We start from the raw sequence: 26967 nt of genomic DNA, 5'->3' as shown, positions 1-26967 counted from the left end.
AAGCCAAGGGACAACGCAACGGGCCACGGTTTGTGGCAGACTGGCAGACGAAAGAACACAACGAAGGCAGCGGCAATGAGTGAAGATGCAATGCATGATATGAATGTGACCATCCGGGTCCATCGGTTCGCCCCGAAAGCGGAACCCGACCGCGCCCGCCGCCGTTCCTCCAGCCCGTTCGCCGGCAAGGCCCGAGGCGGCAGCCCATTCGGCTCCTCACCGTCACGCCGCCGGATACGCGGCAAACATTTCACTCAGGATTACATCGTGGTTTCACAACCCGGGCAGACCGTGCTCGACTGCCTGCTCGACATCAAACGCAACATCGACCCGACACTGGCGTTCCGCTATTCCTGCGGTCACGGTATCTGCGGTTCCGATGCGGTGTCGATCAATGGCACGCCGGCGCTGCTGTGCACCGCCAAGGTCGAGAACTTCGCAAAGCCGCCGGTCTCGAACCAGAACAATGACGCGAATCCCTCGGCTAACGAAGGATTCCGCTCGACAGCCGACACAGACACCCAGGACTTGGCAGACAAGAACGCAACCGACGCAAAACCCGGCAAGTCTCTGGGCAACAACGCCGATTCACACACAAGATTCGACACCGGCAGTTGCGAAAATGCCAACAACTCCAATGACGCCAGCAACCGCAGTGACTCCAGCGATTCCGACAATCCCAACAATTCCAATAACCACAACAATCCCGACAATCCCAACGGCATGCGTGATTCCATGGCGAATCAGGGCAGCACATCAAGCATTGGCATCATCGAAATCGCTCCGCTCCCCGGTTTCCCCGTACTGCGCGACCTCATCGTCGACATCGACCAGATGATGAACCAGATCAAAAAGCTCGAACCGTACCTGAAAGCAGACGGCAAGCTGGCCACCACCGAGGACGGCAAAATCGACATGTTCGAATACCTGCAAAAGCCCGAAGAACTCAAACGTTACGAGCTTTTGAGCAACTGCATCTCGTGCGGGGTTTGCGAAGGCAGCTGCCCGGTCTATGCCGGCGGCGAGGCGTTCGTCGGCCCGGCCGCGCTGATTGCCGAGTCCCGTTTCATCAATGATTCCAGAGACAAAGCGACCGACGAACGGCTCGATGCCATCGCCACCGCCGACGGCATCACCGCCTGCCAGTCCGTTCGCGCCTGCAGCCGCGAATGCCCCCGCGGCATCGATGTCGGCGAGGAAATGTGGCAACTCACCGAACGAGTCAAGAACAGGCAAGGCTAGTTTTATCCATCGCCATTTCGTTGCGATAAAAACCATAATCACAAAATATCAATGACGAAATCCATAGCAAAATTCATCCACCGCAATAATACAAAATATTAGATTCCGACATTCCATAAACCCTATGTCAGAGCTTTGGCGATTGCTAGCCGTATCATAACAATCAGTAATCGGTAACCGCTATACGCGGCAAAACAGCAGAACTGTAGGGTGGAAGATGAATAAGACGACATACACGAATATGGCCAAGGTTTGGGAAATGGCCGAAACCCACGCGCTGAGCCTCGAAAATGACGTATTGCGCAAGGCCCGTTCGGACGCGGAAAAAGCCAAGCTGCCCCAAGGCTCTGCGGCTCAGGCCAATCTGCTGCGTTTTATCACACGCACACTCAACGCGACCTCCATCATCAGCGTCGGCACCGGCTCGATCGTCGAAGCCCTGCAACTGGTGGAGGGCCTGGGTGGTGCCGGACAGCTGACGGCCGTGGATTCCTCCGCCCGCGGCATCACCATGATCCGCAGTCTTTTCGCCGATATCTCCGATTCTGTGGAAAACCGAACCACTTTGCGTGCGGTCAACACCTCCCCGACTGTTTTCCTGCCGCGCCTCAACGCCGGAACCTACGACCTCATCGTCGTTTCCGGCGTCGCCTCGAATTATGCACCATCCTTCACGGAAGCGGCAAATCTTCTGAAAGTCGGCGGACGCATCGTTTTCACGGATATGTCAGGCCTCGCCTACCCGGGTGACGGCAAACCGGACGCCATGCGCGCGCTGCTCGCCACCGTCGAGGACGACAAGCGCTTCGAACAGGCGTTGACCCCGACGGGCACCGGCATGCTGGTCGCCGTCAAACGCTGATAGCCACTGCCGTTATAGTTTCATTGCTTTGCCCCCACGAATCCGAAAACTTTAACACAATAAACGAACGAGAAGGATGCGCCACCCAACCGGTGATGCATCCTTCTCGTTCGTTTATGGCATTGCTTCTGCGACCTTGCCTTACGACGTTGCGTTTAAGGCATCGCCTGCCGCACGCCTCGGCAATCCCATTATTTCGTCATTCCTCCGATTGCCAGCCGCACCGCTTCATCGGGATCATCGGTGAACTGAACTTTCTTGAGATCATCCTTCGAAATCAGCCCGCGGTCGAGCATCGGCCCCTGAACCCAATCAAAAAGCCCCTTCCAATACTGCGTATCGAACAGCACCACCGGCTTGGGCGAGGTCTTGCCGGTCTGCACGAGCGTCAGAATCTCGAACATTTCGTCCAAGGTGCCGAAGCCGCCGGGGCAGACGATCAGCGCCGAGGAATATTTGACGAACATCATCTTGCGCACGAAAAAGTAGCGGAAGTTCATCCCGAGGTTCACCCACTGGTTGAGCCCTTCCTCATGCGGCAGCTCGATGCCGAGCCCCACCGAAACGCCTCCGGCCTCGGCGGCCCCACGGTTCGCGGCCTCCATGATGCCCGGCCCGCCGCCGGTGATGACCGTAATCCCGCTTTGCGCCGCCATTTCGCCCATGCGCATGGCCTGCCGATACTCCGGCTCGCTCTCTTTGACTCGCGCGGAACCGAACACACACAGCGCACGGCCCAGATCCGCGAGCGCGTCGAATCCTTCCACGAATTCCGATTGGATACGCAGCACACGCCAGGGGTCACCGTGCCGCCAATCCTTGCCGCCATGCACTTTTGACGTACGCGCAGCAGCTCCAGAGATGCTCGCTTTCGGTACCTGAGCCGCAGAAGTGTTTCCGCGCACAACGTTGTTTTCATCCGTGTCGGCATTGTCGTCATCCTCACCGGGGAATGCAAGCAGCGCTTGATCCGGGGTCTGCTCGGGAATCATTGACCCGCGCATCAGTACCGATCCGCTACGATGCGTCTCCCATGAGCGCACGTCATCTGCCAAATCCGCCGTACCACGCGTACCATCGGCTCCAATCAAACCATTCCCATTGCCATTACTGTTACGGTCGCTATTGCTATTGCCATTGCCATTGCCATCACTATTCGCGGTTTTCCGTCCATCATTCAAGCCAATAGTGTCATCCGTTTCTTCCGCTGTCATACTGCCTCCCTATTTCCTATATCTAATCCCTGCTCTCGTATCTGCCGGACGCAAGACAAATATGATTCCGACCATATGCTATTGTCCTAAGCAGGAGAAGCCTTCAATACTGTCATTGAAGCAGGAAGGGACGCCAAATGAGCGGCAATCAGCCTTGGAACCAACCGGATGCGAACGCAGCATATCCGGGTCCGACCAACAACACGGCATACAACGCACCTACCAGCAGCATCCCGCCCCTTCCCACCAACGTTCCCCTGCCCGGCGGTGCGCAACCCCCTCAGAACGGCGGCGCAACGCCAGCCAAACCCCGCAAGAGCAAAACCAGGATGATTGTCATCATCGCAGCCATAGTGGTTGTGCTGGCGGCCATCGCCGCAGGCGGTTTCTATTATTACTCCTCGAATTCCCACGATGCCGCGGTCTCGCAGTATGGCAAGGCGGTCAATCATCTGGCCGACGTCAAATCAGACTTGAAGGCGGCCATCAAACAGGCGAACAGCGATACCGAGGATATCCACAAAGGTCAGGTCAAGAATCCCGACTTGTTTGGCGATTATCAGAAGGCACTGAAAACCGCCAAGAAGCTTTCCGATGCCAAATCTCCTGACACGATTGCAGACACTTCCAACGCCTCCGCCAAAGACCTGAAGCAGGCGACACAATCCCTGAACGATTTGGCCGGCAAAGTCAGCGGCAGCGCCAACGACATGAGCAATATAGCCAAAAAACTGGTCGACTCCAAAAGCGATGCCGACGACGTGCTCAAACCGATCGAACGCGAAGTGGCCGCCGCGGAAAAGCAAAAGAAGGCCAACGACGAAGAGGCGGCCAACAGCGGCATCGACCTTGCACAAATCAGGCACGGAGACTATTCAAGCCTTGACGGCACCTGGACCAACCCGGGCGGGGCCTGGATGAAAATCACCAACGGCCAGCTCTCACCACAAAACGCATTTTCCGGCACCACGCCGCCATACACCCTGAGGGAATGCGGGGGCTATGAGAGCCAATGCATGGAGGAAGAGGACATTCCTTCAACCGAGGCCCAACTCGTGCAGGGCGGCGCCTACCAATACAATGAGGATTCGCCGAGTGTGCAGGAAATACTCATCATCGCCGAAAAGAATTCCTCGCTCAATGATGTTGCGCCTTTCAACTATGCGTCCATGCCCGATCCCACCAATCAATCAAAGGACCGCATCATCCCGATTTGGACGGGAACCAGCCAAGGCCAGGAACCGTTCTGCGGCAATTCCGGCTGCGCCTATTACCGTAACGGTGGCGGTGAAGCCTCGGATGCCTCGAAACAGAAGCTCAAAAGCAAGGTCAATACAGCCAACGATGACATCGCCAAAATGGACGAGCAGTGGGAGGACGAGGCCAAGGCCAACTTCCAATGCCGCGTCGACGTGGTCAACGGGGCCCAGAAAACCTGCCCGGCCATCGGCGAGGGCGACAAGGGCAGAGACGACTCCGGCAATTCCGGCGACGCCAAGACCAGCGCCTACGTCGAGCCAAATTCAGACAGCGGCCTCACCTCGACACCCGTGAGTGTGAACAACCCGGAAAACCGAGGTTCGAACCATCAGGTTGTCGGCTTTTCACGTTGATTTACCGATTTGCCAATTTGCCGATTCGCCGGCTTGAGCGACACAGAACTGGCTTGAGCGACACAAAGCTGATTTGAGCGTTACAGGGCTGATTTAAACTCTACAGGGCTGATTCTAAATGCCATCACCTATTACAAGCCGTAAGCCGTTCTTTCCAACTCAAAAGCGGAAAGAGCGGCTTTTCGGTTTCTTGAGAAAACAAGCTGGAAGAGAATGGCCCTTACCATCAGCGAATCCTTGAACAGTAATACATTATGTCTCCGTCGCTTTTCGATTGACAGATATTGCTACTGCTGGAGCTCAGCCATGGAATCAAGCACCGCCAATATCTTGAGCTCACGTTTGTCAAGCAACTTGCCACCTATCCATGTGCCGAGAACCAATACGACGATACCGTTGACGATACCGCCCAGTCCGATGAACCCTGACGACCAATGATTGAGCGCTACCAGCATTGTCACCAAGCCCAAGGGCAACACCAATACAAACATCAGCGCGAAATAGGCCAAGGGCAATACCGCTTGGGCCAGCCCACGTCCTTGTGGCGTGGCGAACGGCTTGTCGATTGACGGCACCGGATAGATGGCCACACACGACATAGACTCGGCAATCCCCAATCCGACGAGATCGAACGCGACGGCGGCGCCAAAGAAAGCGAACGCGTGCATCCAGTGGGATTCGTTTCCCCAGCCGGAAGTGAACGCCATCACCACCAAGGCCATGACAGCCAAATACGCCAACGAGAACACGGCATAGACACGAACCCGCCCGATCCTGTCATCACGGCCACGAAGCCCTGCAAGTACCTGCATCGTGAATCCTCGCCCATCGTAGGCAAGACCGTTACTCTCGACGAGGTTCATGAACAGCGCGCCCAAAATCAGGGAGGAGAAGGCGAAATCAGCCTCGCCTCGAGCGCCGACCAACTCGATGACCACGAACAGCAGCGGCATCAGCAGCATGAAGAACTGGCGAGGGTCGTGCCGCAGGTAAGTGACCAGGCGGGCCGACACAGCCCCCGACGGCGAATCCGGCATCCAACCGAAAGCTCCGATGCCTTTGACCTTCGCGGAGCGGTTTTCCTCGCTGCCGGTCATCAGCCGCTCGCGTTTGAGGCACCAAAGACCGATTGCGAAACAGAGGGCCCATGTCGCAGCCAACACCACCAAACGAATAAGCAACGCTCCCCACGTCCCGCCCGCGACGTCAAAAGGCAAGGCGAAAGCCGCAGCCAGTGGCGTGAAGGAAAGCACCGTCACCACTGCGGACATCGAACGTATTACACCGGAAACTTGCACGTCGGAGGCTGAAATTTCAGCACGTCCGCTATCCGCCATGCTTCCGCCGATCGCACCGCCCAACACGGCCGGTATTTCGAGGACGGCCAGGAAAATCAGGAACATGACGATGTAAAGCACGGTCTGTCCGTGCTTGGTGCGCACCAGCGTGTCAAGCAGCGAGGTGACCATTCGCCCGAGCATGCAGATGGTGAAAACGGCCAGAGGAGCTGCGATGACTTCAGCGACAACGACTCCAGCTCCGAGATTGCGGTAGGCCATCGCCCATTCGATAAGCGAGACCGTACCGATAATGGCCGGGATTCCGGCCATACTTGCGGCGATAAGGCCCGCTTGCAGCGTTTTGTCTTCGATGCCGAAGAGCGCGAAACGCTTGGCGCTCATCGACGTGCCGCCGCCGACCAGCATCATTTGGATGATGACCACCATCAGTGTCAGGACGGTTCCCAAAAGCACCATGGCAAGGCGCATTCCGTCGATGGGATTGATACCGTTGGGCATGTGTGGGTCTGGGCCGAATTTCCAAGCGAACACGCCGATGCCAGCAACGAGTGCCAAACCGATCAGACCGGTCAGGACGAAATTCACCGTCTGCCAGACCGATTTGCGCATCGTCGCCCACATCAGCGCCCATTTCAGGCGCACAATGGTTGCAATCTCAGCCATCTCACGCCTCCGAGTTGGGGTTGAAAAAGTCGGTACGACCGGCCAGATTGGCTGGGTTGACGGAATTAGCGGGGTTGGCGCGATTAACCGGGTTGACGGGATTGGGATTAGTCAGATTCACCGAATTGCCTGAATCAACCGGGTTGATCTGATTGATTCCATCAGCAGGATTAGCCGGAATACCCCGATTAATCGGAATAGCAGGATTGACCTGGCCAACAGGATTAGGTGGAATAACAGCATTGACCGAATTAACGGGATTTCTCACAGGAGCATTGAAACCATTGCCAGCCGCACTTTGCGAAGTGCCGATATTGGCCTGGGCACCATTGCCGCCGCCATTGAGCCAATCCAAATGTGCGGCACTGTGACGCCCGCCGACCAGATCGAGGAACCGGTCTTCCAAGTCCTCCCCTGCCGCGACCTGCGCGATAGTGCCGGCCGCGCGAACCTGCCCGTGGTCGATGACCGCGACGTGCGTGCACATCTTCTCGACCAACGCCATGACGTGCGAGGAAATGATGACCGTACCGCCCGTGGACGCATATTCCGCCAAAACGTCTTTCAGATTCGCGCTGGAAACCGGGTCAACAGATTCGAACGGCTCATCGAGCACGAGAATGCGCGGGCTGGCGATCATCGCCGTCCCGAGGCAAATCTTCTTGGTCATGCCCGCCGAATAATCCGAGACCATCTTGTCGCCGGCTTCGGCCAAATCGAAAGCCTTCAGCAAGTCGTCAGCGCGTTTGGCGACTTCGGCACGTTTCATGCCCCGCAGCATTCCCGAATAAAGCAACAGCTGCCGGCCGGTGAGACGGTTGAAGATCTGGTCGGCCTGCGGCATCACGCCGATGGAACGCTTGGCACGGTTGACATCGCTCCATACGTCAGCCCCGAGAACGCTGATCGCGCCGCCGTCGGGCACCAAAAGCCCGGTGACCATGTTAAGCGTCGTGGTCTTGCCCGCCCCGTTGGGCCCAACCAGCCCGTAGAACGAGCCGACAGGAATATCCAGCGAAAGGTTGTCGACAGCGGTCTTGTCGCCGAAGCGTTTCACAAGCCCCCGTATCGATACCGCCACTGGTTCCATATTGTTGAAAGCTTCAGCGTAAGCCGTAGCCGGTGCAGCCTCACTCATTTCTCTTACCCTTCTCGGTTCGCAGCTTCATCGTTCTTCAAGGATACAGGAGGCTCTGCAGATTAGATAGTCATAATCAATGCAGCAAACAATAACCATTCGGTCGTTATTCGTAAACGACCGGCAATTGCAAATTCCGAGGCCTCGAAGCATAAAATCACCAATCGATTAGTCCGGTGAAACTCAAATCATTCCGCGGGAGCCCACAAGTGGTTTGTACTCTTAAATTCCAACATTCTGATATACGACGGCATCAACCAAACCGCGTTTCTTCATCCGATCATCCCGCCAACAGTCCGTCGAGATCCTTGACAATTTGCGCATTGCCGCCAGCCTCATGCATATCACGGCTCATCGCGTTGACGTGTTCGCCAATTCCTTTGTCGAACATGACTTTCGTCGCGGCTTTATCGAAGGATTGAGCGGAAATCGACCGCTTATCAAGGCGGATGCCAAGACCGAGCTCCTCCAGTCTCGCAGCGACCGTCGGCTGGTCGTCCGCCATCGGCACCGCGACCAACGGCACTCCGTAATACAAAGCTTCATTGACGCTGTTCATGCCGCCGTGGGTCAGGAACACCGAGGCCTTGCGCAGCACGGAAAGCTGATCCACCGATTCGTAGATATGAATATTGTCCGGAATATCCCCCAACTTGCCACGCTCGAAATTGTGCCCGACGGAAAGGATGACCGTAACATCCATGCCACCGAACGCGTCGACAACCGCTCGGTAGAACGGCAGAAACGTATTGAAAATGGTGCCGAGCGAGGCATAGATAATCGGCTTGCCGACGCTCGTCTCCAGCACCGATGCCAAATCGGCACTTGGCTTCTGGTCCTTTCTGCCGTCCAGCGAAGGGCCGATGAACCGGTACTGCTTCTGCGGGAAGGAATCGCCGTCGATCTGGAAGGAACGCGACGTGTACGTATAAGTCAGCGTCGGCGGGTTGTCGACCATCTCACTGACGAAATCCTCGGTCTCCATCAATCCCCTGCGCCGAGTGCTCGACGACATCAGACGCAGGAACTTCTGGCTGCGCAACACCGACGTCAGGTGGAATCCTTTGCTGGCACCGGCAAGCCGGCCCAGAATATCGCGGTTGTAGCAGAACGTCGAATAGAGACGAATTGACGGAAGTCCCAGTTTATCCGCCAAAGCCTTGCCCGAAACCAGCAGACCTTCATAGAGGAATGCGTCGAAATGTGACTCGCGGCCGACCCGCAACACGGTATTGTCGGCTTTTTCAGGCGCCTGAATCGTGCGTTCGAATTTGCCGGGATTGCTGGAATAATCGTCATACGGCACGAACGTCGCTCCTGACGCTTGAACCTGTTGCCTCCACCGCGGGTCACAGATATACGTGACGTCCCAGCCGTCGACGACCAGCGCGCGAACCGTTGCCAACGTCGGGTTGATATGCCCCTGATACGGCATGCACGCCATTAGCAGTCTGCCGCGGGCGCACCGCTTCGATTCCACTTCCCTGTCTTTTTCGACAGGTTTTACCGATGCGTCCATGCGTATTTTCTTTCTCTAATGACCCACTCATCGTCAGTAATAACTTTTCCATCGTAGCATTGCTGGGTTGAACAGATGTCACAATTGCGAATCTAGAACAATGAATTTTCCGCCGACAAACCTCTTGATATTTGTTATGAATTTCGTCGACAAAATGGCGGTAATTAACCGTTTTAGCTATGCCAAACCCACATTAAAACATCGAACAATCAAAATTTCCTGATATAAATTCCGCTGATTTCATTCATTGCAGACCATCCATGCCGGCCTTGTACCAAAGGACGGCTATGTTGACGCGCTCTCGGGCGTCGAGCTTGGCAAGGATGCGGCTCACCGTCTTTTTGACGGAATCGGGCTGGATGCCCAGACGTTCGGCAATCTCGGCGTTGGTCTGGCCCTCGCTTACCAGCGAAGCAACTTCAAGTTCACGCCTGCCAAGCGTTGCGAATCGTTCACGCAGTTCGGACTGTTCAACTTTGGCGTTGGCCTTCAGAATCCCGCGTTTGATTACTTCACCGGTGATGCGCGGCGTCAGAATCGCATCGCCCTCGTAGACCGAATGAATCGCACGGCACAAATCCGCCGTATGCACATCCTTCAGCAGAAAACCGGAAGCTCCCGCACCTAGCGCACCAAAAGCGTAGTCATCCTGATCGTAAGTAGTCAGCATAAGAATCTTGATGTTCGGATAACGCTGTTTGATGGCGACGGTCGCGTCGATGCCATCCATAACAGGCATCCGCACATCCATAAGCAATACATCCGGTAGTGGCTTATTTGTGACACTCAATGAAGCAAGCATATCCAGCGCCACCTGCCCATTTTCCGCCTGCCCGACCACCTGAAGGTTGCGGTCTTTAGCAACCATCAACGCGAACCCCATTCTGGCTGGCCGCTGGTCGTCAACGATCATGACGTGAATCATCTCTGCCCACCGCCTTGCGATTGCTTACTGGCGAAACCCATCAACGAAGGAATGTAGGCCTTCACCGTCCAGCCATCGGCATCCGGGCCAGCGGCAAACGTGCCGCCTCCCCTTTTGACGCTTTTCTTAAGTCGCGTCAATCCCGTTCCGTCACTATATTCGCCGAACTTTGGCCTGTTTTTGCCGCTTTGGCGAGATTCCACCTCACCGATATTTTCATCATTGAATTGCGCAGGCACATGCTTGTCGCTCTGATCGAATTCTACAGAGCCGTCTCCGTCACCAAGTTCGGAATGAACTGTTTCCGCTTTGCCATTTTGCATGACAGATGCGACGGAATCCTTTCCGTCCTCGATATCAGAACGTGACTTGTCAGTTGATTTCCCGTTGTCACGCACGGTAACGGCAATGCCGCCTTGCCCGTCGTGATCCCAAGAAACAACGATTCTATCGACTTCCTGCCCATGCCGAATCGCATTGGTAATACACTCACGGGTGACGGCGAAGCTTAAGTCCGCCTGCTGCGGATCTTGCGGCCGACGTCCGGTTTCCGTCAAAGCCGTGGTGATACCGATTTGTCTGGAATGGTCGAGAATGGGATTGATATCGTCCCAGTCATGAAGTCTGCCCAACGAAAATGCCACATGAGTTCCATCTTTCTGGCTAAAATCGTCGTTCCTCTTATTGTCGTTCCTCTTATTGCCGTTATCTTGGTCCCTATTTTCGTTTCGTTTATCATCGGACTTTTCAATAGTTTTACCTATATTGGAATTGCGAAACCGACTATCCCCAGCGATTCCAATATCTTGTTCAACGTCCTGCCGATTCCCTGCAAACACGCCTTTATCGCCATCGCCACGATTATCCGGCTGCAACGCCTTCACCGCGGTTCTCGTATCCGCAAGTCCCTGCCGAGCCAAATCGTTAATCATACCGATGGCATCGTTCATTTCGGGCTTGTCGCTCACACCATCTAAGCCTTCGGAAAGGGCGATGATGGCGGTCAGATCGTGGCCGACACTGTCGTGAAGTTCCGCTGCTATACGCGACTGCCTCATGGCCCTATCACGCTCCAAAGCCAATTTTTCGCCACGTTCCTGCGCGTTTTGCAACGCGTGCTCGGATTGCCTGCGTTCTCGAAAGTTCCGCACTATCAGCCCGGTTGCGACGAACACGACATAAAGCAAAATGAATGGATACAAAAAGTTGGTCAATCCGGCATCCTGGTGCCATACGGTCGCCAAAACTACGCCGCCCAACCCAAGTAGGCCGGCAGCAACGAGCCCGCATATCCGCAATGGCAGGCTTTCGATTCCCGCCGCCACAAAATACAAGGCAATCGCCCAAGGCAGTGACAGATAGCTGAACGCCGAACCATACAAGGCCGAAACCGACAGGAACAAAGCGGTTTCCAGCAGCAATATCCACAGCGGCCAGTGACGGCAGAACCATATCCCGATCACCGCCACGACGACGATAAGGACAAATACTGGCATCGCCCATGCACTGGCTGTCATCGCCAACCGCAATGTCGGATTCGCAATGCCGGGAACCAAGAGCAGACGAGTCACAATCACGGTCTCGTAGAGGGCGCAGAGCACGGCAAGGACGTGGGCACCATTCATCCGGGAACAAGCCGAGCGTATTTGATCCGTCAGTTTCACCGTGCTCATAACGTTGCCTCCCACCGACTGCCATTTCATTCCATCTGTTTTGTTCGTTCCGCCTGTCCTATCCATGCCATCCATTCCATTATGACGGATTCGGCGTATAACTTCGGATTCCATCAAACGGCCTTGCGAGTCAGCCTGCGGAAAATCAGCCCTCCGACGATGACCCAGAACGCGGTCATCAGCGTTGCCGTCGCCATGGAGCTTCCGGACGCGATATTGTCCAAATCACGGGCGGCCGAAGCGCCGGTGATCAGCGAGAAAGGATAAGCCAACGTCAACGACGGAACGATAAGCGAAAGCACGCATCCAGCCAGCGTCAGTACCAAAACCATGCTCATGGTGCCGGCAAATGATTCGAATTTCGCCGAAATCGCCTGGGTCAAGGTCATAATCGCCCAGAGCGCCAAGGCCATCGGAACGCCACGAAGCAGGAATGGCCCTACGTCACGCAAGCTGAAGCCGAGTATCACCTTGCCGACCACAAGAAATTCGGCTTCGAAAACCGCGACGGTCAAAAGCGAGGCCAACAAGCCATGCAGCATCTTGCCAGCAATCGCTGTCGACGCCGTGCCACTGGCGTTGAGACGCTGCCAGTTGCGGCCGACATGCTCGTTGGATTCAATCTGTGAGGCGAACGCCGCGACCAGAATCGGCATGAACACCATGCTTGGCAGCAGGATGGCCTGGCCCCAGACCGCCGCCCACGTCACGCCTTGGGCTTCAAAATCCTTGCGATAGTCGACATACTGACTCCACCCGTTGAACATTCCGATGAGATCAAACAACACTGTCGCGATCCAGTACCACAAGTTTCCCGCCTTGCGTATCTCCCAGCGAAACGCCGCCGCCACCGAAGGTTTGGATAGACGCTTTGTCGCTTTTCTGTTGCCATCAGCGAATCTTGGAGAGACCACATTGGGCGTATTCTGAGTGTTGCCTACCGGCCCGTTCATTGCCACTTGACTGTTCATCATCGTATTTCCGTTCATCGTTGTCCGCCGTTGCGCCGTTGCTAATCCGTTTGCCTTTGACGGATTGTCGAAAGCAACCTGTTCGTTCGCTTTCAAGGTTCCATTCATAATCGCTCGATTATCCGGTATTGTGTTGTTGCCTGTCACGACGAAGCCATCTGCCATTCCGTTGCCGGTCATCGTCTTGACTCCTTTACCTTGATAATTAACACTGAAACGACCGCCCAAACCACACAAGCAACAAAACTAGCCACCACACGAATCCACGGGTTGCCGACCATCGTCACACTGGCGTATCCGTTAGACAGAGCCTTGCTGACGAAGGGATCGGCGGCCGAACTGATACCCGCGGGAAACAGCCAACCGAACTGCGGCTTGCCCAACGCAATCAGGCCAGAACCAATCAAGCCGGCGATGACACCGATACCAAGCCCTACGGCCTGCTTGTCCATAACCATGGAAATCAGCAATTGAACGGCCACGACCGCCAACGACGAGAACAACGCGATCAGCGATGTCACCACCAACGGTCTTGCAAAACTTCCGGTAAAACCGAAACCTTTCGCCTTCGCGGCCACGGGAATCCAGACCAAAGGAATGATGAAGCTCATCGCGAGCGTCAACCCCGCAACCACAAACTTGGCGAGGAACCTCATCACCTCTGATTGCCCCAGCGACAGCCATTTGAGGCTCATCCGCCCTCCCGTTTCCATCACCGCCAAACGACTGGTCAGCAACGCGGCCAGAATCGGAGCCATCAGGCTGATAAACGTATAAGGTTCGTTGTCGGCAAGCAAAACGGTACGAAGCGCAGGGTTGCCTCCGGCACGTTTCATGAACGCCGCCCCCGACCACGCAGAGGTCAACAACGCCATGCCCGCTGCCATCCACCAGAACGATGAGCCTTTGAGCTTGCGCAGTTCCATATGAATCGCCGTGAACAGGCCAGCTTCCCTGCGGATTGCGTTACCGGTTCCACTTCTTCGAGAATTCCGAATCTGCATATTGTAATACGGATTGTCGAAAGAACCGCAACTCATTTCCTTCTCGCTCATCGCGCACCTCCAAGCATCCGTACGTTGCTTGCCGAATGCGACAGAAAAATCAGAATAGGTTGATTGCAATACCAATTGTTGCGAGTATTGAAATTCATCGCGCACCTCCCAGAACCGGCATCCCGGAATTGTCCAAAGATGACCGGGGTCCAACAACATCACGATTCGCCACGGTTTGCACATTGCCGCTATACGCCGGCGAATTTTCATATTTCGTCGCCATCGCACCTTGGCCCAGGCGATCGACGCGATTGCTCTGGCTACTTTGCGATTGCTGACCCTGCGGGCTTTCCACCAATTCAAGGAACGCCTCCTCAAGGCTTTTTCGTTCAGAGGCGACGCGATAAACCGCGATGTTCCCATCGACCATCTGCGAGACCAAACCGGCAATCCGGCCATCCGCACACTCCGAAATCTGCAGCTCGCCTGTCTGCGGGATGAACCGATAGGCCATACCACTTTGGCTGAGCAAATCCGCAGCACTTTTTGGGTCGGAGACACGGATATCAATATGACCCTGCTCACGCAGATTGTCCAAAGAACCCTGATATAGCAGACGGCCTGAGGCAATGATGCCGACCACCGGTGCCATCTTCTCGATTTCGGAAAGGATATGGCTGCTGATGATGACGGTGACTCCTTCGGAGGTTGCCAGATTCATAATCATCTCGCGAACCTCGACCACCGCCTCGGCATCGAGGCCGTTCGTGGGCTCGTCAAGCAGCAACAGCTCCGGCCTTGAAATCAAGGCCATGGCGATACCCAGGCGCTGCTTCATGCCCAGCGAATAGTCCTTGGCCTTCTTGTCCTCGTGGCCCTCCAGACCGACCTGAGCCAGCACCTGCGTCGCCACGGAAGTCGGCAAATCGAGATAGTCCGCCACCATGCGGCAATTGTCCAAACCGGACAAGCCGGGATAGAAACTCGGCCCTTCGATCATCGAGCCGACGCGACCCGGCTGGATACGATGGCTTGCGCCACGTTTGCCGTCAACTTGCCGCCCCAGCATCCACATCTGCCCGGAGGTCGGCGAGGTGAGCCCCAACAGCAGTTTCATCGTAGTGGATTTACCGGCACCATTAGGGCCAAGCAGGCCGTATACGCCTCCCATCGGCACCTTGAGATTCAGCCCATCCACCGCTTTGAAATCCCCGTATACCTTCACGAGGTTCTGGGTAGCCACAGCCAGTTTCGGCTGCGTTCCAGATTGCCTCTGATTCCCGTAACCATCGACGTTCATCATTCCGCCTTTCTAGGTAAGTACTTCGTGTACTTCCTATACAAGGCGCAACAACTCGCACCGGCAACGCAAGACGGAAAACTGTACCCCTAGGTAGACATGAAATCAGTGAGAAAAGCACTTTTTAGACCGTAATTGAGTGCTTTTCCCACTGATTATGGCCTCACTGCGGCGAAAAGCACCATTTTGGGCACAATTGAATGCTTTTCCCACTGATTTGCAATTCCGCTGAGGCGAAAAACATCCCGTGCTCGATAAGCCGGCACAGCACCGTCCGCTGAGCGCAAAAGTGAGTTCGGAACGCATTACAACAGCTGAGCACAAGGCACGAGAATTGAAAATCCGCAGAACCATACAATCCTGCGGATTAATCTGTGCGCACGGCAGGATTCGAACCTGTAACCTGCTGATCCGTAGTCAGCTGCTCTAATCCATTGGGCTACGTGCGCAGTGTCAAGAACCTTGTTTTTGACAACTCATCTAATATAGCGTTTTGGGTCGATTCACGCAAGCATAGGCGTGTCGCGAAAGCACATTAACGCATTACATACTGGGCTGAAATGGTATTCGGCAACATTCGCTGAAAACCATTCACCGATAGTGATCCAAATCCCTACAAACAAACTCCGCCAGTAAGTATGCAAGTATGAATATCAGGAAAGCAACAATGCCAAAACAGATGCTTCAAGCCTCATCATTCAAGGAATGCGACGAAACATAACCCCTAAATGAATAGCGTTCCGCTTATCCGAACGCGTGTATCTTGCTGCGGCGCGGGGAACGACCGGACGAAGCCGAAGAAACCACCATCTTCGGCACTCCCGCACCGCTGACGGCGGAAGCGTCGACGATGACCTGTTCAACGTCGTCCATCTCCGGCAGCTGGAACATGGTCTCTTCCAGCGTCTTTTCGATGATGGAACGCAGCCCACGAGCGCCGGTGCCCTCTCGAATGGCCTTGGCGGCGATGGCGGCAATAGCCTCATCGGTGAATGAGAGCTTGACCCCGTCGACGGCGAAGAGCTTGCGATACTGCTTGACCAGCGCGTTGGCCGGACGTACGAGGATATCGCGCAAATCCTGCTCGGTAAGTTCATCGAGCACGCTGACCACCGGCAAACGGCCGATGAACTCGGGCAGCAAGCCGAAATCGCCCAAATCATCGGCATCGACTTGACGCAGCAAATCAGCCTTGCTCTCGTCGTGCTCGTGCAGGGTCGCGGTGAAGCCGCTTTCCTGCGCTCCGAGCCGCTTGCGGACGATGCTGTCGAGGCCGACGAAAGCGCCGCCACAGATGAAGAGAATGTCGCGCGTGTCCATTTTGACGGTGTTCTGGTCGCGGTGTTTGCGCGTGCCTTCTCCCTCCAGCGGCACCGAGGCGATGGTGCCTTCGAGAATCTTCAGCAGCGCCTGTTGCACACCTTCCCCGCTGACGTCGCGGGTCAACGAAGTGCTTTCTCCACTTTTACGCGCAATCTTGTCAATCTCGTCGATATAAACAATGCCATGCTGGGCACGGTCTACGTCACCGTCAGCGGCCTGCAGGAGCCGTTGCAGCACGCTTTCGACGTCATCGCCAATGTATCCGGCCTCGGTCAACGTAGTGGCGTCGACGATGACAAACGGCACGTTCATCACGCGGGCGAGCGTCTGGGCCAGGTAGGTCTTACCTACGCCGGTTGGGCCGAGCAAGAGAATATTGGATTTGGCCACCTGCACATCCGCGAGTGGATCAGCTCCGCCCTTGCCGGAACGCTTGGCGGAAGTCGCCTTAGTATTCCCTGAAGTTCCAGATTTCCTTGCCGAGCCGGAAGTCGCAGCCGCTGCTTTGCCCATACCAGCGCCGGAAGTACGGCCACCTTCACTCATCTCCATGTTGACACGCTTGTAATGGTTGTAGACGGCCACGGAAAGGGTGCGCTTGGCCTGTGGCTGGCCGACGACATACTGGTCGAGATAAGCGTAAATTTCGGAAGGTTTGGGCAGGTTTAGCGCGTTGATCTTGACGTCCTGGTCGTTGTCATCGTTGATGAGGTCGACGCATTGGGCAATGCATTCGTCGCAGATTGCCGCCCCTTGGCCGGTGACCAGCTTGCGCACCTGACGCTCGCTTTTGCCGCAGAATCCGCAGCGCGGGACGGAGTCGTTATAATCCACCACGTCGCCCATACCTTCTCCTTACCGCGTTGTGCGCTTTCTTTTGGACTGGCCTTGTATTTGGCCGTTCGATCGTCGCCCTCTTCCGCGGCAACCCCCGGTTACGACGATACCCCTCACGCGCGAACGCAAAGGGTATCGAATCGTTTTGGTTATAAACCTACACGGCTTTTCGCGGCGCAATGACTACCGCCACCATTGCCGTTACCGCTATCGCTACTTGCGATTGGCGAGCACCTCGTCGACCATGCCGTAATCCTTGGCCTCCTCGGCCGTAAGGAAGGTGTCGACCTCGATGTCCTTGCGGACGCGTTCGACCGACTGGCCGGTGTGCTTGGCGAGGGTCTCCTCGAGCCATTCGCGCATGCGCAGCATTTCCTTGGCCTGAATCTCGATCTCCGTGGCCTTGCCGAAGCCCTGGTCGATGGCCGGCTGGTGGATAAGCACACGGGCGTTCGGGAGCATCAAGCGCTTGCCCTTGGTGCCAGCAGCAAGAATCACCGCAGCGGCCGAAGCGGCCTGTCCGAGGCAGACGGTCTGCACGTCGGGCTTGATGTATTGCATTGTGTCGTAGATGGCCGTCATGGCCGTCATCGAGCCGCCGGGAGAATTGATATACATCATCACGTCGCGGTTGGGATCCTGGCTTTCCAGAACGAGCAGCTGGGCCATGATGTCGTCGGCGGAGGTGTCGTCCACCTGCACGCCCATGAAGATGATGCGGTCTTCAAAAAGCCGCGAATACGCGTCCTGCGTCTTCATGCCGTATGGTGTCTTCTCACTGAACTGCGGCATCACGTAACGGTTCTGGGGCGCAAAGCCGGCCACGCCACGCGGGCCTGCGAGACGCTCGGCACGAGCTACAAACTTCGCTTCTTCACTTGCCATGTTCACTCCCCGTCCTTCTTGGTGCTCATCGTGCCCGGCGTGGTCACGATACGATCGAAGAAACCGTATTCCAGCGCCTGCTGCGCGGTGAACCAATGGTCGTACTCGTTGTCGCGGTAAATCTCCTCAAGTGTGTGACCGGTCTGTTCGGCCGTAAGCTTCGAGAGGGTCTGCTTCATATCCATGATCAGCTCGGCGTTGATGCGCACGTCGGTCGCGGTGCCGCCGATGCCGCCGGAAGGCTGGTGCATCAGGATACGCGCGTGGGAAGTGGCGAAACGCTTGCCCTTGGTACCGCTGGAAAGCAGGAACTGGCCCATGGAAGCCGCCATGCCGACTGCGACCGTGGCCACGTCGGGCTCAATGAGCTGCATGGTGTCGTAAATGGCCATACCTGCGGTGATGGAGCCGCCGGGCGAGTTGATGTAAAGCCAGATGTCCTTCTTCGGGTCTTCGGCCGCGAGCATCAGCATCTGGGCGCAGATGACGTTGGCGTTCTGATCCTTGACCTCGTCGCCAAGCCAGATGATGCGTTCCTTGAGCAACCTATTGAAAATCGGATCCGTGATGGTGGGGGCGGAATCCTCCCCCTCGTCCATCAACGGCGTAGATGTCAGCAATCCTGCCACCATATCTCCTTGATATTCACGTTTTATTACCGTTATGAATAGTACCGCGACTTATACGACAGCCCTCGGTTTTTTGCGCTGAGAACGAGAAACAAAGCCATTGAAACCGCGCGAAACCAGAGCCGACACGGCCACACCGATGCCGACCGGCACGAAGAAGGCCATTGGGGCTCCCGTCAGTTCCATCACCAGGCACATCGCCATGAGCGGTGCCTGCTGCGAGGCTGCGAGCAGAGCCGAAGCACCCACCAGTGCACACGCGGTGACGGTGTCGCCGGGACTGACGATAACCCACGTGAAACCAAGCAACGCACCGACCGTCGCGCCTATCGAAATGCCGGGCTGAAGCACACCGCCGGAAGCGCCGGAACGAATCGTACCAAGCGTCAGCACCACTTTGGCTACCAACAAAGCCAGCAGAATCGGAATGAGCGCGTTGGCTTCGCGGGCGGTGGCGGAAAAGGCGTATTGTGCCACGGAACGGCCGTTGCCCATAATCTGCGGCAACCATATCGCCACGATGCCGGTCGCCAGGGCTACCAATGGCATCATCCAAAGAATGCCCGCGCCTTTTGGTTTGTTGCCTTCGGCCCATTGCGAACCTTTGCGGAACAGCGCACCGGCGATACCACAGACGATGCCGGCAATGACGGCGAACAGGGTCAGGCTCAAAGTAGGAATCGTTGACTTGCCCATCGCAGCCATACCGTAGAACGTGCCACGCCCACGAATCATCGAAGCAATATAGGCGGATACCGCCGAGGTTCCGAGCGCCATGGTGACGGTTTCCATAGTGATATCGGAAAGCAGAATTTCGAGCGCGAAAAAAGTGCCGGCAAGCGGGGCGTTGTAGACACCGGCGAGACCAGCGGCGGCAGCTACGGCCACAACGGTTCTCCGGTCTTTTTCGTCGTTTAAATGGACAAACTGTGAGAAGCGCTGGCCCAGCATCGCTCCGAACTCGCGCGGCGCCACCTCACGGCCGATGGACGAACCAGAACCGACGATGAAAATCTGGAGCAGTACGTGAACGGTGGTTTGCCAAATCGGCATCCGCTCCCCCGCAACAGCCTTCTTGACCGATGGCACTTTAGTGGTTTTGGTGCGCAGCAACCACCAGACCACTGCTGCGAAAATCGATCCGCCAACGATTGAAGCGATGCGTCGCCACGCCGCCACTTGATAGGGGCTGGGATCCTGTGGATTCTCAATATAGCCCAACATGAGCCCTTCAACACCGCTCAACATGAGGCCAAGCAGACCGGAACTCACGCCGACGACGCCGCCGAGCAGGAATATGACGGCGGCAATCATGCCCAACCGCTTTAATCTGCTACCGCTACCGTTACCGTTCCCTTGTTCCACCAGCGCTTCCGACTTTCCATGACAGTTTGCAGAGGTGCGTTCCGGCACCTCAGCTTTATTATCCTCAAACCAATATAATCGCGTCCAGGAAAATGAACACGTTCCGATGCCAAATCTGTCCTATCCCGATTACATATATCTTAAATTGATAAATATTCAGATAAGCGGAAATCCGTTCGCAGCAAAGCACAACGGGAATCAGATAGACCCATAACCCCATAACTACGAATTCATCCTCGACAAACGAAAAGGGAGCCGGGGCAAACCCCGAACTCCCTTTAGAGATTTAATCAGAAATTAATTACTCCGAAATCACTCGGCCTGATCCTTGTCGGAAAGCTCGTCGGCGACGGCGGCAGCGGCGGACGCGGCCTCGACGCTTTCGTTCTCTTCGGCGTCTTCGACGGCCTCGTCTTCACCGAGGAACGGGGTCAAGTCAAGATCCTTGCCGTCGCAGGTGAACTTGACGGCGCGCATGCCGGCAAGCAAGCCCTTGGAACGGCCGACTTCCTGAACGGCAGAGCCAAGCTGGCCGTTCTGGACGATGGCGTTGATGAAGGCGCTCGGGTCCATGCCGTACTGCTGGGCGATGGAGGCGAGGAAGTTGGTGACATCGACCTGGGAGACCTTGACATCGAGCTGCTCGGCCAGGGTGTCGAGCACGATCTGATCCTTGAGTTCCTTGTCGGTGGCCTCTTCGGCTTCCTTCTTCTGTTCGTCGGTGGCCTTCTCGGGATCGCCGGTGACCTGCTTCAAGCGGTCTTCGATCATATCCTTGCGAACACCTTCGGGCAGCGGAATCTCCACGTCCTTCTTCAGGGCGTCGAGGAACGCATCGCGCGCCTCGTTGGCCTGGCGACCTTCGCTGTCACGCTCGCACTGCTTGCGAATGTCGGCCTTGAGCTCGTCAAGTGTATCGAACTCGGAGGCTTCCTGAGCGAAATCGTCATCGAGTTTCGGCAGCTCTTCGGCCTTGACGGAATTGACCTTGACCTTGATCTGGGCCTTCTCGCCTTCGTGGTCGCCGCTTTCCAGCTTGCCTTCGAAAGTGGTCTCTTCACCGGCGGACAGGCCGTCGAGAGCTTCATCGATGCCGTCGAGCAGCTTGCCGCTGCCGAGCTCATAGCTCACGCCTTCCTGGGAATCGACGGACTCGCCGTCAATCTGGGCGTCAAGATCAATGTTGACGTAATCGCCCTTCTTGGCAGGACGGTCGACACCAACGAGGGTGCCGAAACGCTGGCGCAGGTTGTCGAGACGCTTGTCGACATCCTCATCGGTGACCTCGGTCTTTGCAACATCAAGGGTCATGCCGTCGAGCTTCGGCAGCTCGATTTCAGGGCGGCGCTCGACGGTGGCGATGAACTTCACCTTGGTGTCGTCCTTTTCGCTGGTCGGCAGTTCCTTGACGTCCAGCTCAGGCTGGGCCATCGGGCGAATCTTCTTCTCCTCGAGGGCCTTGGAATAAAGCTCCGGAACGGCGCTGTTGACGGCCTCTCCCGCGACGGCACCAAAACCGACGCGCTGGTCGATGATCTTGTCGGGCACGTGGCCCTTACGGAAGCCCGGGACGCTGATTTGCTTGGCGATTTCCTTGCGGGCCTGATCAAGATAGGGGTCGAACTCTTCCGGGTCGACGGTGACGGTGAGCTTCACCTTGGTGGGCTCGAGATTCCTCACGCTGATTTTCACGCTAGTGCTCCTGACGATATTTCCAACTACTTCTGCCTTTAGGCAACCCTCATATGATAACGCGACTTACGGACTCAGAGACAAGCGCAACCTGCCATTTCCGGGCCCCTTGCTCGCGCAGAAATTCGGGGATATCAAGCTCTGCTGCATTATCCTGCCAGCAAAGGTTGCGGATGATCTGCGGCTTGATAACCACATCCGGCGGGGTCCTGGTATCCTGCGCAATCTGGGCGATAACGGCACGCACCTTCTTGAGGCGGGCGAACCGATCCGGGTGATGGACGGACCAGTATTTCATGGAACGCGGCGCATTGGCCTGCGGCTCCTGGGGCGGCGCCGGCGGTTCCGGCCAGTCCTTTGGCTTCAGTTTCAGCGCTTCCTGAATGGTGTCTTTCCACACGCTTGGCTTGATGGAACGCTGGATCGGAGCGTAACGCTCGAACATCTTGTCCTGCTCGTTGCCCATGTGGATGCGCACCCGCTCGTTCAGACTACGGATGGCGCGGAACTGACGGGCGTTGTGCGGCTTTTTCTGCGAGGCTTCGATGATGGCGACGTCACTCAAGAGCAGCGTCGGAGCGATGTCGTGTTCGCGGGCGAGTTCGTCTCGTTTCTCCCATAACGCCTTGGCCACGGCCTGGCCACGCCTGTCGTGACCGAGTGCGGTGAAATGGGAAATGCGCATCCACGGCACTGGATGAGGAGTCTGCGGGCCTGTGCCCTCGGCGAGCGCATGGCTGAATTCCTCGTTGGCCCATTCGATTTTTCCGGCTTTGTTGAGGTCGGCGCGCATTTTCTGTTCAAGTTCGATAAGCAGTTCGACGTCAAGCGCCGCGTAATTACGCCAATCGCGCGGCAGAGGACGGTATGACCAGTCGGCGGCGGAATGTTCCTTGGCCAATGTAATACCAAGATAGTGTGCGGTGACCGCAGCAAGACCAAAACGCTTCAGCCCCAACAATCTTGCGGCGATTTCGGTATCGAAAAGATTGTGGACTTTCATACCCAAATCGGTGAATCCCGGCAAATCCTGGAGGGAATCATGAATAATCCATGTGGCATCGCCGACGGCACGGTTGAATTCGTTCCAGTCCGCACCCGCTTTGTTGAGGGCTATCGGGTCGAGAAGAACGATGCCGGAACCGGTGCGTTTGAACTGCACCAGCCAGTCCTCGTGGCCGTAACGATAGCCGGAAGCACGTTCGGCATCGGCGGCCAGCGAACCATTGCCTGCAGCCAACCTATCGCAGGCCTCGCGGAATCCGTCGAGCGTATCGGTCACCTCAGGTACGCCTTCACGCGGCTCTTCCTGCAATCGTGGCTCGCTCAACCGAACTCCTACTCCGCCCACTGCAGAGCTCTATCACGACGCTTGCGAAAAGCGCTGCAGGGCTCGATTCCAGCGGACACTGCTATACATTAAATCCGGCGTCCACCATATCGCGAGCCTTGGGCAGCGCTTCCTACGTCAATTTAAACTCGGCTATGCCACCTCTTGGCCGGCCACTATCGACTCAAAGCCGCTTCACCACGTTGAAGTGCTCACAGACGACCTCGGTATCGTCATTGACCTTGAAGTTCTTATCGCCCAACTCCTCCCGGAATTCGTCACTTTCCCAAAACTGCTCATGCGCCTTGCGCCACCCTGCCACATCGTCGTACCCTTCGCCTTCGCCACGGGCATGTTCATCAGTGATGTCGCTTATTTTGCAGACCGTGACTTCCATCAGCCGAGTCACGCACACCGGCCTGTCATCGGAATCAATCACCATAGCCAGCTTTCCGACCTGCGGCAACGGCTCATGGTCGTGCTGGTATTCGGCAAGCAACGAGGTGGTTCTCGTTTTACGCTCCTCAAGGATCGCCTCGACCAATTTATCCCGCAAAGGGCCGGGAAAGCCGTACTCGTCACGTTCGAGGGTTGCCAAGTCGATTGCTTCGTTTGGCATGCTTTCGGTGTCGTCTGGTTCAGAATGGTTGGTCATTATTTCTCATATCTTTGGCTCGACAGGTTCGGTATCCCCTATTAATCCTTAATAGGCGGGTTCATATTTACCGATTTTGTTTGTTCGTTAGTTTGTTTCCATTTTCACTGAGCACGCACCACATCCATGAAACGGGGGCCGTAGAGATGCAGCTTGTTCTCCCCTACGCCGTTGACCGCGAGGAACTGGGCGTCGGTGGTTGGCTTGATACGGGCCATGTCACGCAGGGTCTTGTCGGAGAAGACGATGTAGGGAGGTTTGCCGATTTCCTGGGCGATGGTACGCCGCAGCTCGCGGAACTTCTGGAAAAGTGCTTCGTCCTCGTCGGTCGGCTCGTAATCGCCATAAGTTCCGCCACCAGCATGCGAACCGGCACTGGCATTCGAAGCATCGGCATCATAGGAGCCGAAAACAGCACCGGACGAAACAACAGGCTTCCTACGCTGGATACGTTTGATTTCATAGTGGAAATCGGGTTTGACCGTCTCCCCCGCACGAATCCCAAAACGAACGATTGGCAAGCGGCCTTCCGAAACAAAAAGATACCCGTCTGTCGCCATCTGATTGATGACATCGCGAATCCTCGCATCGGGCACATCGTGAAGCGCTCCATAGCTCGGTACACGGTCAAGATGGCGATTGATAAGGTCTTGTGCCTTCGAACCTCGCAGCACGGAGACGATCTTGCCCATGCCGAAACTCTGGTTGATATCATGAACGCAACGGCTGATGGCACGTGCCACATCAGAAACATCGATGGTCTCGAACGTGCTTTCGCAATTGGCGCAGTTGCCGCATTTGAACGTTTTGCGGTTGTCTTTTCCAACCTGTTTCGAATCGTTTCCTGAAGTATCGCCATCATTGGCAGACGCATCCGAATCAGAGCGGTTGACGTGAGAATCGGGCCTCTTTTCACTCTCATTCCCGGCACCGCCCGTAGCGTCAACGCTGCTCGGATCGGCAAAATACCGCATGATGTAGCGGTGCAGACACTCGGTGGTGCGACAATAGCCAATCATCGCGTTGAGCAAACGTCGATGACTTTGACGAACAATCTCTTGCTCTTCGGGACTCATACGGTCGTTGTCGGAATCCATGTCCAGAAGCCGGCGGCGGGTGACGATGTCCGAATCGTTCCAGAGCAATGTGCAACGTCCAGGCTCTCCATCTCGCCCAGCTCGACCGGCCTCCTGATAGTAGGCTTCGATGCTTTCCGGCATATTGTGATGGATGACATAACGCACGTTTGATTTGTCAATGCCCATGCCGAAAGCGTTGGTGGCCACCACCACCGGCACCTGGTCGGTGACGAAATCACGTTGTGCCTTGTCGCGCGCTTCGGCGGACATACCGCCGTGATAGGCGGCGGCACCGATGCCGTGTCGGTTCAGTTCGTCGGCGAGCGCTTCGGTTTCCTTGCGTGTGGCACAGTAGACGATGCCGGATTCATCGGCGTGCTTGGCTGCATACTCGGTAATCCACATATTCTTGCGTTTGGTCGGCATGTTGATGATGTCGAAGTATAGATTCGGCCGGTCGAAACCCGTTACGGTGACTTTGGGGGTCTTCAGCCTCAGCAGACGCACGATATCACGACGCACTTTTTCGGTGGCCGTCGCTGTGAACGCGGCGACGGTTGGGCGCACTGACAGACTGTCGATGAACTCGCCGATTCCCAGATATGACGAGCGGAAATCCTGCCCCCATTGCGAGACGCAGTGTGCTTCGTCAACGGTAATCAGTGAAATCTTGACTTGTGAGGCAAAGCTGCGGAACCGTTCGGTTTCCAAGCGTTCGGGAGCGACGTAAAGCATTTTCACATCGCCACGTCGTGCTTGGGCGAACACCATGGATTGCTCGTCACTTTCCTGCGTGGTGTTGATGAACGCGGCCTTGATGCCCGAGTCGTCCAGGGCATCAACCTGATCACGCATCAACGAAATAAGCGGAGAAATGACGATGGTCAGTCCCGACAGCATGGTGGCCGGCACCTGATAGCAGATGGATTTGCCGGCACCTGTCGGCATCACTCCCAACACGTCATGACCGGCGAGAATGGCATCGACCAAGTCCTCTTGCCCTTCGCGGAACGAATCGTAGCCAAAATACTGCTTCAGGGCTGCGAGTGCACCGCTCGAAGGCCCGGACGATACAGACTCAGTCTGGGCCAATGACGAGGAAGAGGATAATGCCGACATCAGTCACCCAACCCGTTCTTCAGTTCAATGCCTGCACCGCTCATTTCCCTACGGGCGCTCACACTCTGGTCCTCGCTGACAGGTTCGGTCATGTCTTCAAAGACCGTGACAGAATATCCCAGCTTCTTGGCATCGAGAGCGGTTTCCTTGACGCAGTGCGATTCGGCCAGACCGACCACATCGACATGGTTGACACCGGCATCTTTCAAGCCTTGTGCCAAGGTTTTGCCGTCTTTCTGCATCTGGGCGAATTCGTCGCGGGTCTGCACACGATCGGTATTGTCTTCGATTCCTTCGAATCCGGAATACGCCGAGGCGTACTGGCCCTTCTTGAAATGATGCTTGAGGTTAAGAGCCGCAATTTGCGGCATCAGTTCGGCGTTCGGCGTGCCCGCAACTCCGTGTTTCGGCCACGAATCCACAAAATCTGGATGGTCGGAGAAATGAGAACCCGGCTCGATATGCCAGTCCTGCGTGGTGGCGATATAGGTGTAATCATTACCATGCGCCTTCATGTACTCGGCGATGCGGTCGGCTACAGCCGTGCCTCCTTCGACCCCAAGTTCCCCGCCTTCGCAGAACGTGGGTTGCACGTCCACAATAATCAATGCCTTGCCTGCCATATCGACTCCTATCG

General features: G+C 56.1%; 20 protein-coding genes, 1 tRNA gene and 1 pseudogene. 3 read left to right on the top strand and 19 right to left on the bottom strand.

Annotated features, from left to right (window positions below):
- The first annotated feature begins 75 nt into the window (after nt 1-75).
- Nucleotides 76-1242 carry a 2Fe-2S iron-sulfur cluster-binding protein gene (locus OZX67_RS03525; RefSeq protein ID WP_277144229.1) on the top strand — a complete coding sequence of 389 codons (1167 nt, stop codon included), beginning with the start codon at nt 76-78 and terminating at the stop codon, nt 1240-1242.
- A 217-nt stretch (nt 1243-1459) separates the two neighbouring features.
- Nucleotides 1460-2104, top strand: a complete 645-nt coding sequence (locus OZX67_RS03520; RefSeq protein WP_277144226.1) for a methyltransferase — start codon at nt 1460-1462, stop codon at nt 2102-2104.
- Between the two features lie 191 nt (nt 2105-2295).
- Here OZX67_RS03520 and OZX67_RS03515 read toward each other — a convergent pair whose 3' ends face one another.
- Nucleotides 2296-3108, bottom strand: coding sequence for a TIGR00730 family Rossman fold protein (locus OZX67_RS03515; protein ID WP_277144896.1), 813 nt, complete (start codon nt 3106-3108; stop codon nt 2296-2298).
- A 347-nt stretch (nt 3109-3455) separates the two neighbouring features.
- Between OZX67_RS03515 and OZX67_RS03510 the strand changes: the two genes are divergently transcribed.
- Nucleotides 3456-4931, top strand: coding sequence for a DUF6287 domain-containing protein (locus tag OZX67_RS03510; RefSeq protein ID WP_277144224.1), 1476 nt, complete (start codon nt 3456-3458; stop codon nt 4929-4931).
- A gap of 287 nt (nt 4932-5218) precedes the next feature.
- On the opposite strand, the gene OZX67_RS03505 is transcribed toward OZX67_RS03510, so the two are convergent.
- The 18 genes and pseudogenes from OZX67_RS03505 to OZX67_RS03420 form a co-directional block, all read right to left on the bottom strand.
- Nucleotides 5219-6895 carry an ABC transporter permease gene (locus OZX67_RS03505; protein ID WP_277144222.1) on the bottom strand — a complete coding sequence of 559 codons (1677 nt, stop codon included), beginning with the start codon at nt 6893-6895 and terminating at the stop codon, nt 5219-5221.
- Nucleotides 6896-7229: 334 nt separating this feature from the next.
- A pseudogene (locus OZX67_RS03500) lies at nt 7230-8033 on the bottom strand (ABC transporter ATP-binding protein); the annotation flags it as partial.
- Nucleotides 8034-8313: 280 nt separating this feature from the next.
- Nucleotides 8314-9552 (bottom strand): macrolide family glycosyltransferase, encoded by a 1239-nt coding sequence (locus OZX67_RS03495; RefSeq protein WP_277144220.1) that lies wholly within the window; start codon nt 9550-9552, stop codon nt 8314-8316.
- Between the two features lie 244 nt (nt 9553-9796).
- Nucleotides 9797-10477, bottom strand: a complete 681-nt coding sequence (locus tag OZX67_RS03490; protein ID WP_277144218.1) for a response regulator transcription factor — start codon at nt 10475-10477, stop codon at nt 9797-9799.
- A complete protein-coding gene (locus OZX67_RS03485) occupies nt 10474-12150 on the bottom strand; it encodes a histidine kinase (protein WP_277144215.1) in 1677 nt (558 codons plus the stop codon). Before OZX67_RS03485 ends, OZX67_RS03490 begins: the two co-directional genes overlap by 4 nt.
- Nucleotides 12151-12263: 113 nt before the next feature.
- Nucleotides 12264-13124 (bottom strand): ABC transporter permease, encoded by an 861-nt coding sequence (locus OZX67_RS03480; RefSeq protein WP_277144213.1) that lies wholly within the window; start codon nt 13122-13124, stop codon nt 12264-12266.
- Nucleotides 13125-13297: 173 nt separating this feature from the next.
- The gene (locus OZX67_RS03475) at nt 13298-14176 is read right to left on the bottom strand and encodes an ABC transporter permease (protein ID WP_277144210.1); all 879 of its coding nucleotides are present in this window, start codon (nt 14174-14176) and stop codon (nt 13298-13300) included.
- 94 nt (nt 14177-14270) lie between these two features.
- Nucleotides 14271-15419, bottom strand: coding sequence for an ABC transporter ATP-binding protein (locus OZX67_RS03470; protein WP_277144208.1), 1149 nt, complete (start codon nt 15417-15419; stop codon nt 14271-14273).
- A 372-nt stretch (nt 15420-15791) separates the two neighbouring features.
- Nucleotides 15792-15865 (bottom strand) — tRNA-Arg (locus tag OZX67_RS03465).
- Between the two features lie 295 nt (nt 15866-16160).
- Nucleotides 16161-17585, bottom strand: a complete 1425-nt coding sequence (gene clpX / locus OZX67_RS03460) for an ATP-dependent Clp protease ATP-binding subunit ClpX (protein ID WP_277144206.1) — start codon at nt 17583-17585, stop codon at nt 16161-16163.
- A 204-nt stretch (nt 17586-17789) separates the two neighbouring features.
- Complete coding sequence (locus OZX67_RS03455) at nt 17790-18461, bottom strand: ATP-dependent Clp protease proteolytic subunit (RefSeq protein ID WP_277144204.1); 672 nt, start codon at nt 18459-18461, stop codon at nt 17790-17792.
- A 2-nt stretch (nt 18462-18463) separates the two neighbouring features.
- Nucleotides 18464-19060, bottom strand: coding sequence for an ATP-dependent Clp protease proteolytic subunit (locus OZX67_RS03450; protein ID WP_277144894.1), 597 nt, complete (start codon nt 19058-19060; stop codon nt 18464-18466).
- Between the two features lie 81 nt (nt 19061-19141).
- A complete protein-coding gene (locus OZX67_RS03445; protein WP_277144892.1) occupies nt 19142-20404 on the bottom strand; it encodes a chloride channel protein in 1263 nt (420 codons plus the stop codon).
- A gap of 363 nt (nt 20405-20767) precedes the next feature.
- Nucleotides 20768-22147 (bottom strand): trigger factor, encoded by a 1380-nt coding sequence (tig, locus tag OZX67_RS03440; RefSeq protein WP_277144202.1) that lies wholly within the window; start codon nt 22145-22147, stop codon nt 20768-20770.
- A gap of 49 nt (nt 22148-22196) precedes the next feature.
- Entirely contained in the window at nt 22197-23477 is a 1281-nt protein-coding gene (locus tag OZX67_RS03435) for an HRDC domain-containing protein (RefSeq protein WP_277144199.1), read from the bottom strand.
- 184 nt (nt 23478-23661) lie between these two features.
- Complete coding sequence (locus OZX67_RS03430) at nt 23662-24132, bottom strand: ASCH domain-containing protein (RefSeq protein ID WP_277144198.1); 471 nt, start codon at nt 24130-24132, stop codon at nt 23662-23664.
- Nucleotides 24133-24236: 104 nt separating this feature from the next.
- Nucleotides 24237-26330: a RecQ family ATP-dependent DNA helicase gene (locus OZX67_RS03425; protein WP_277144196.1), complete on the bottom strand. Its 2094-nt coding sequence runs from the start codon at nt 26328-26330 to the stop codon at nt 24237-24239.
- Complete coding sequence (locus tag OZX67_RS03420; protein ID WP_277144194.1) at nt 26330-26953, bottom strand: isochorismatase family protein; 624 nt, start codon at nt 26951-26953, stop codon at nt 26330-26332. Before OZX67_RS03420 ends, OZX67_RS03425 begins: the two co-directional genes overlap by 1 nt.
- Between the last annotated feature and the right edge of the window lie 14 nt (nt 26954-26967).

This window comes from Bifidobacterium sp. ESL0728 (assembly GCF_029392015.1).
Taxonomy (GTDB): Bacteria; Actinomycetota; Actinomycetes; order Actinomycetales; family Bifidobacteriaceae; genus Bifidobacterium.
The sequence above is the reverse complement of the archived record's forward strand: the minus strand, read 5'-3'. Positions and strand labels throughout refer to the sequence as shown.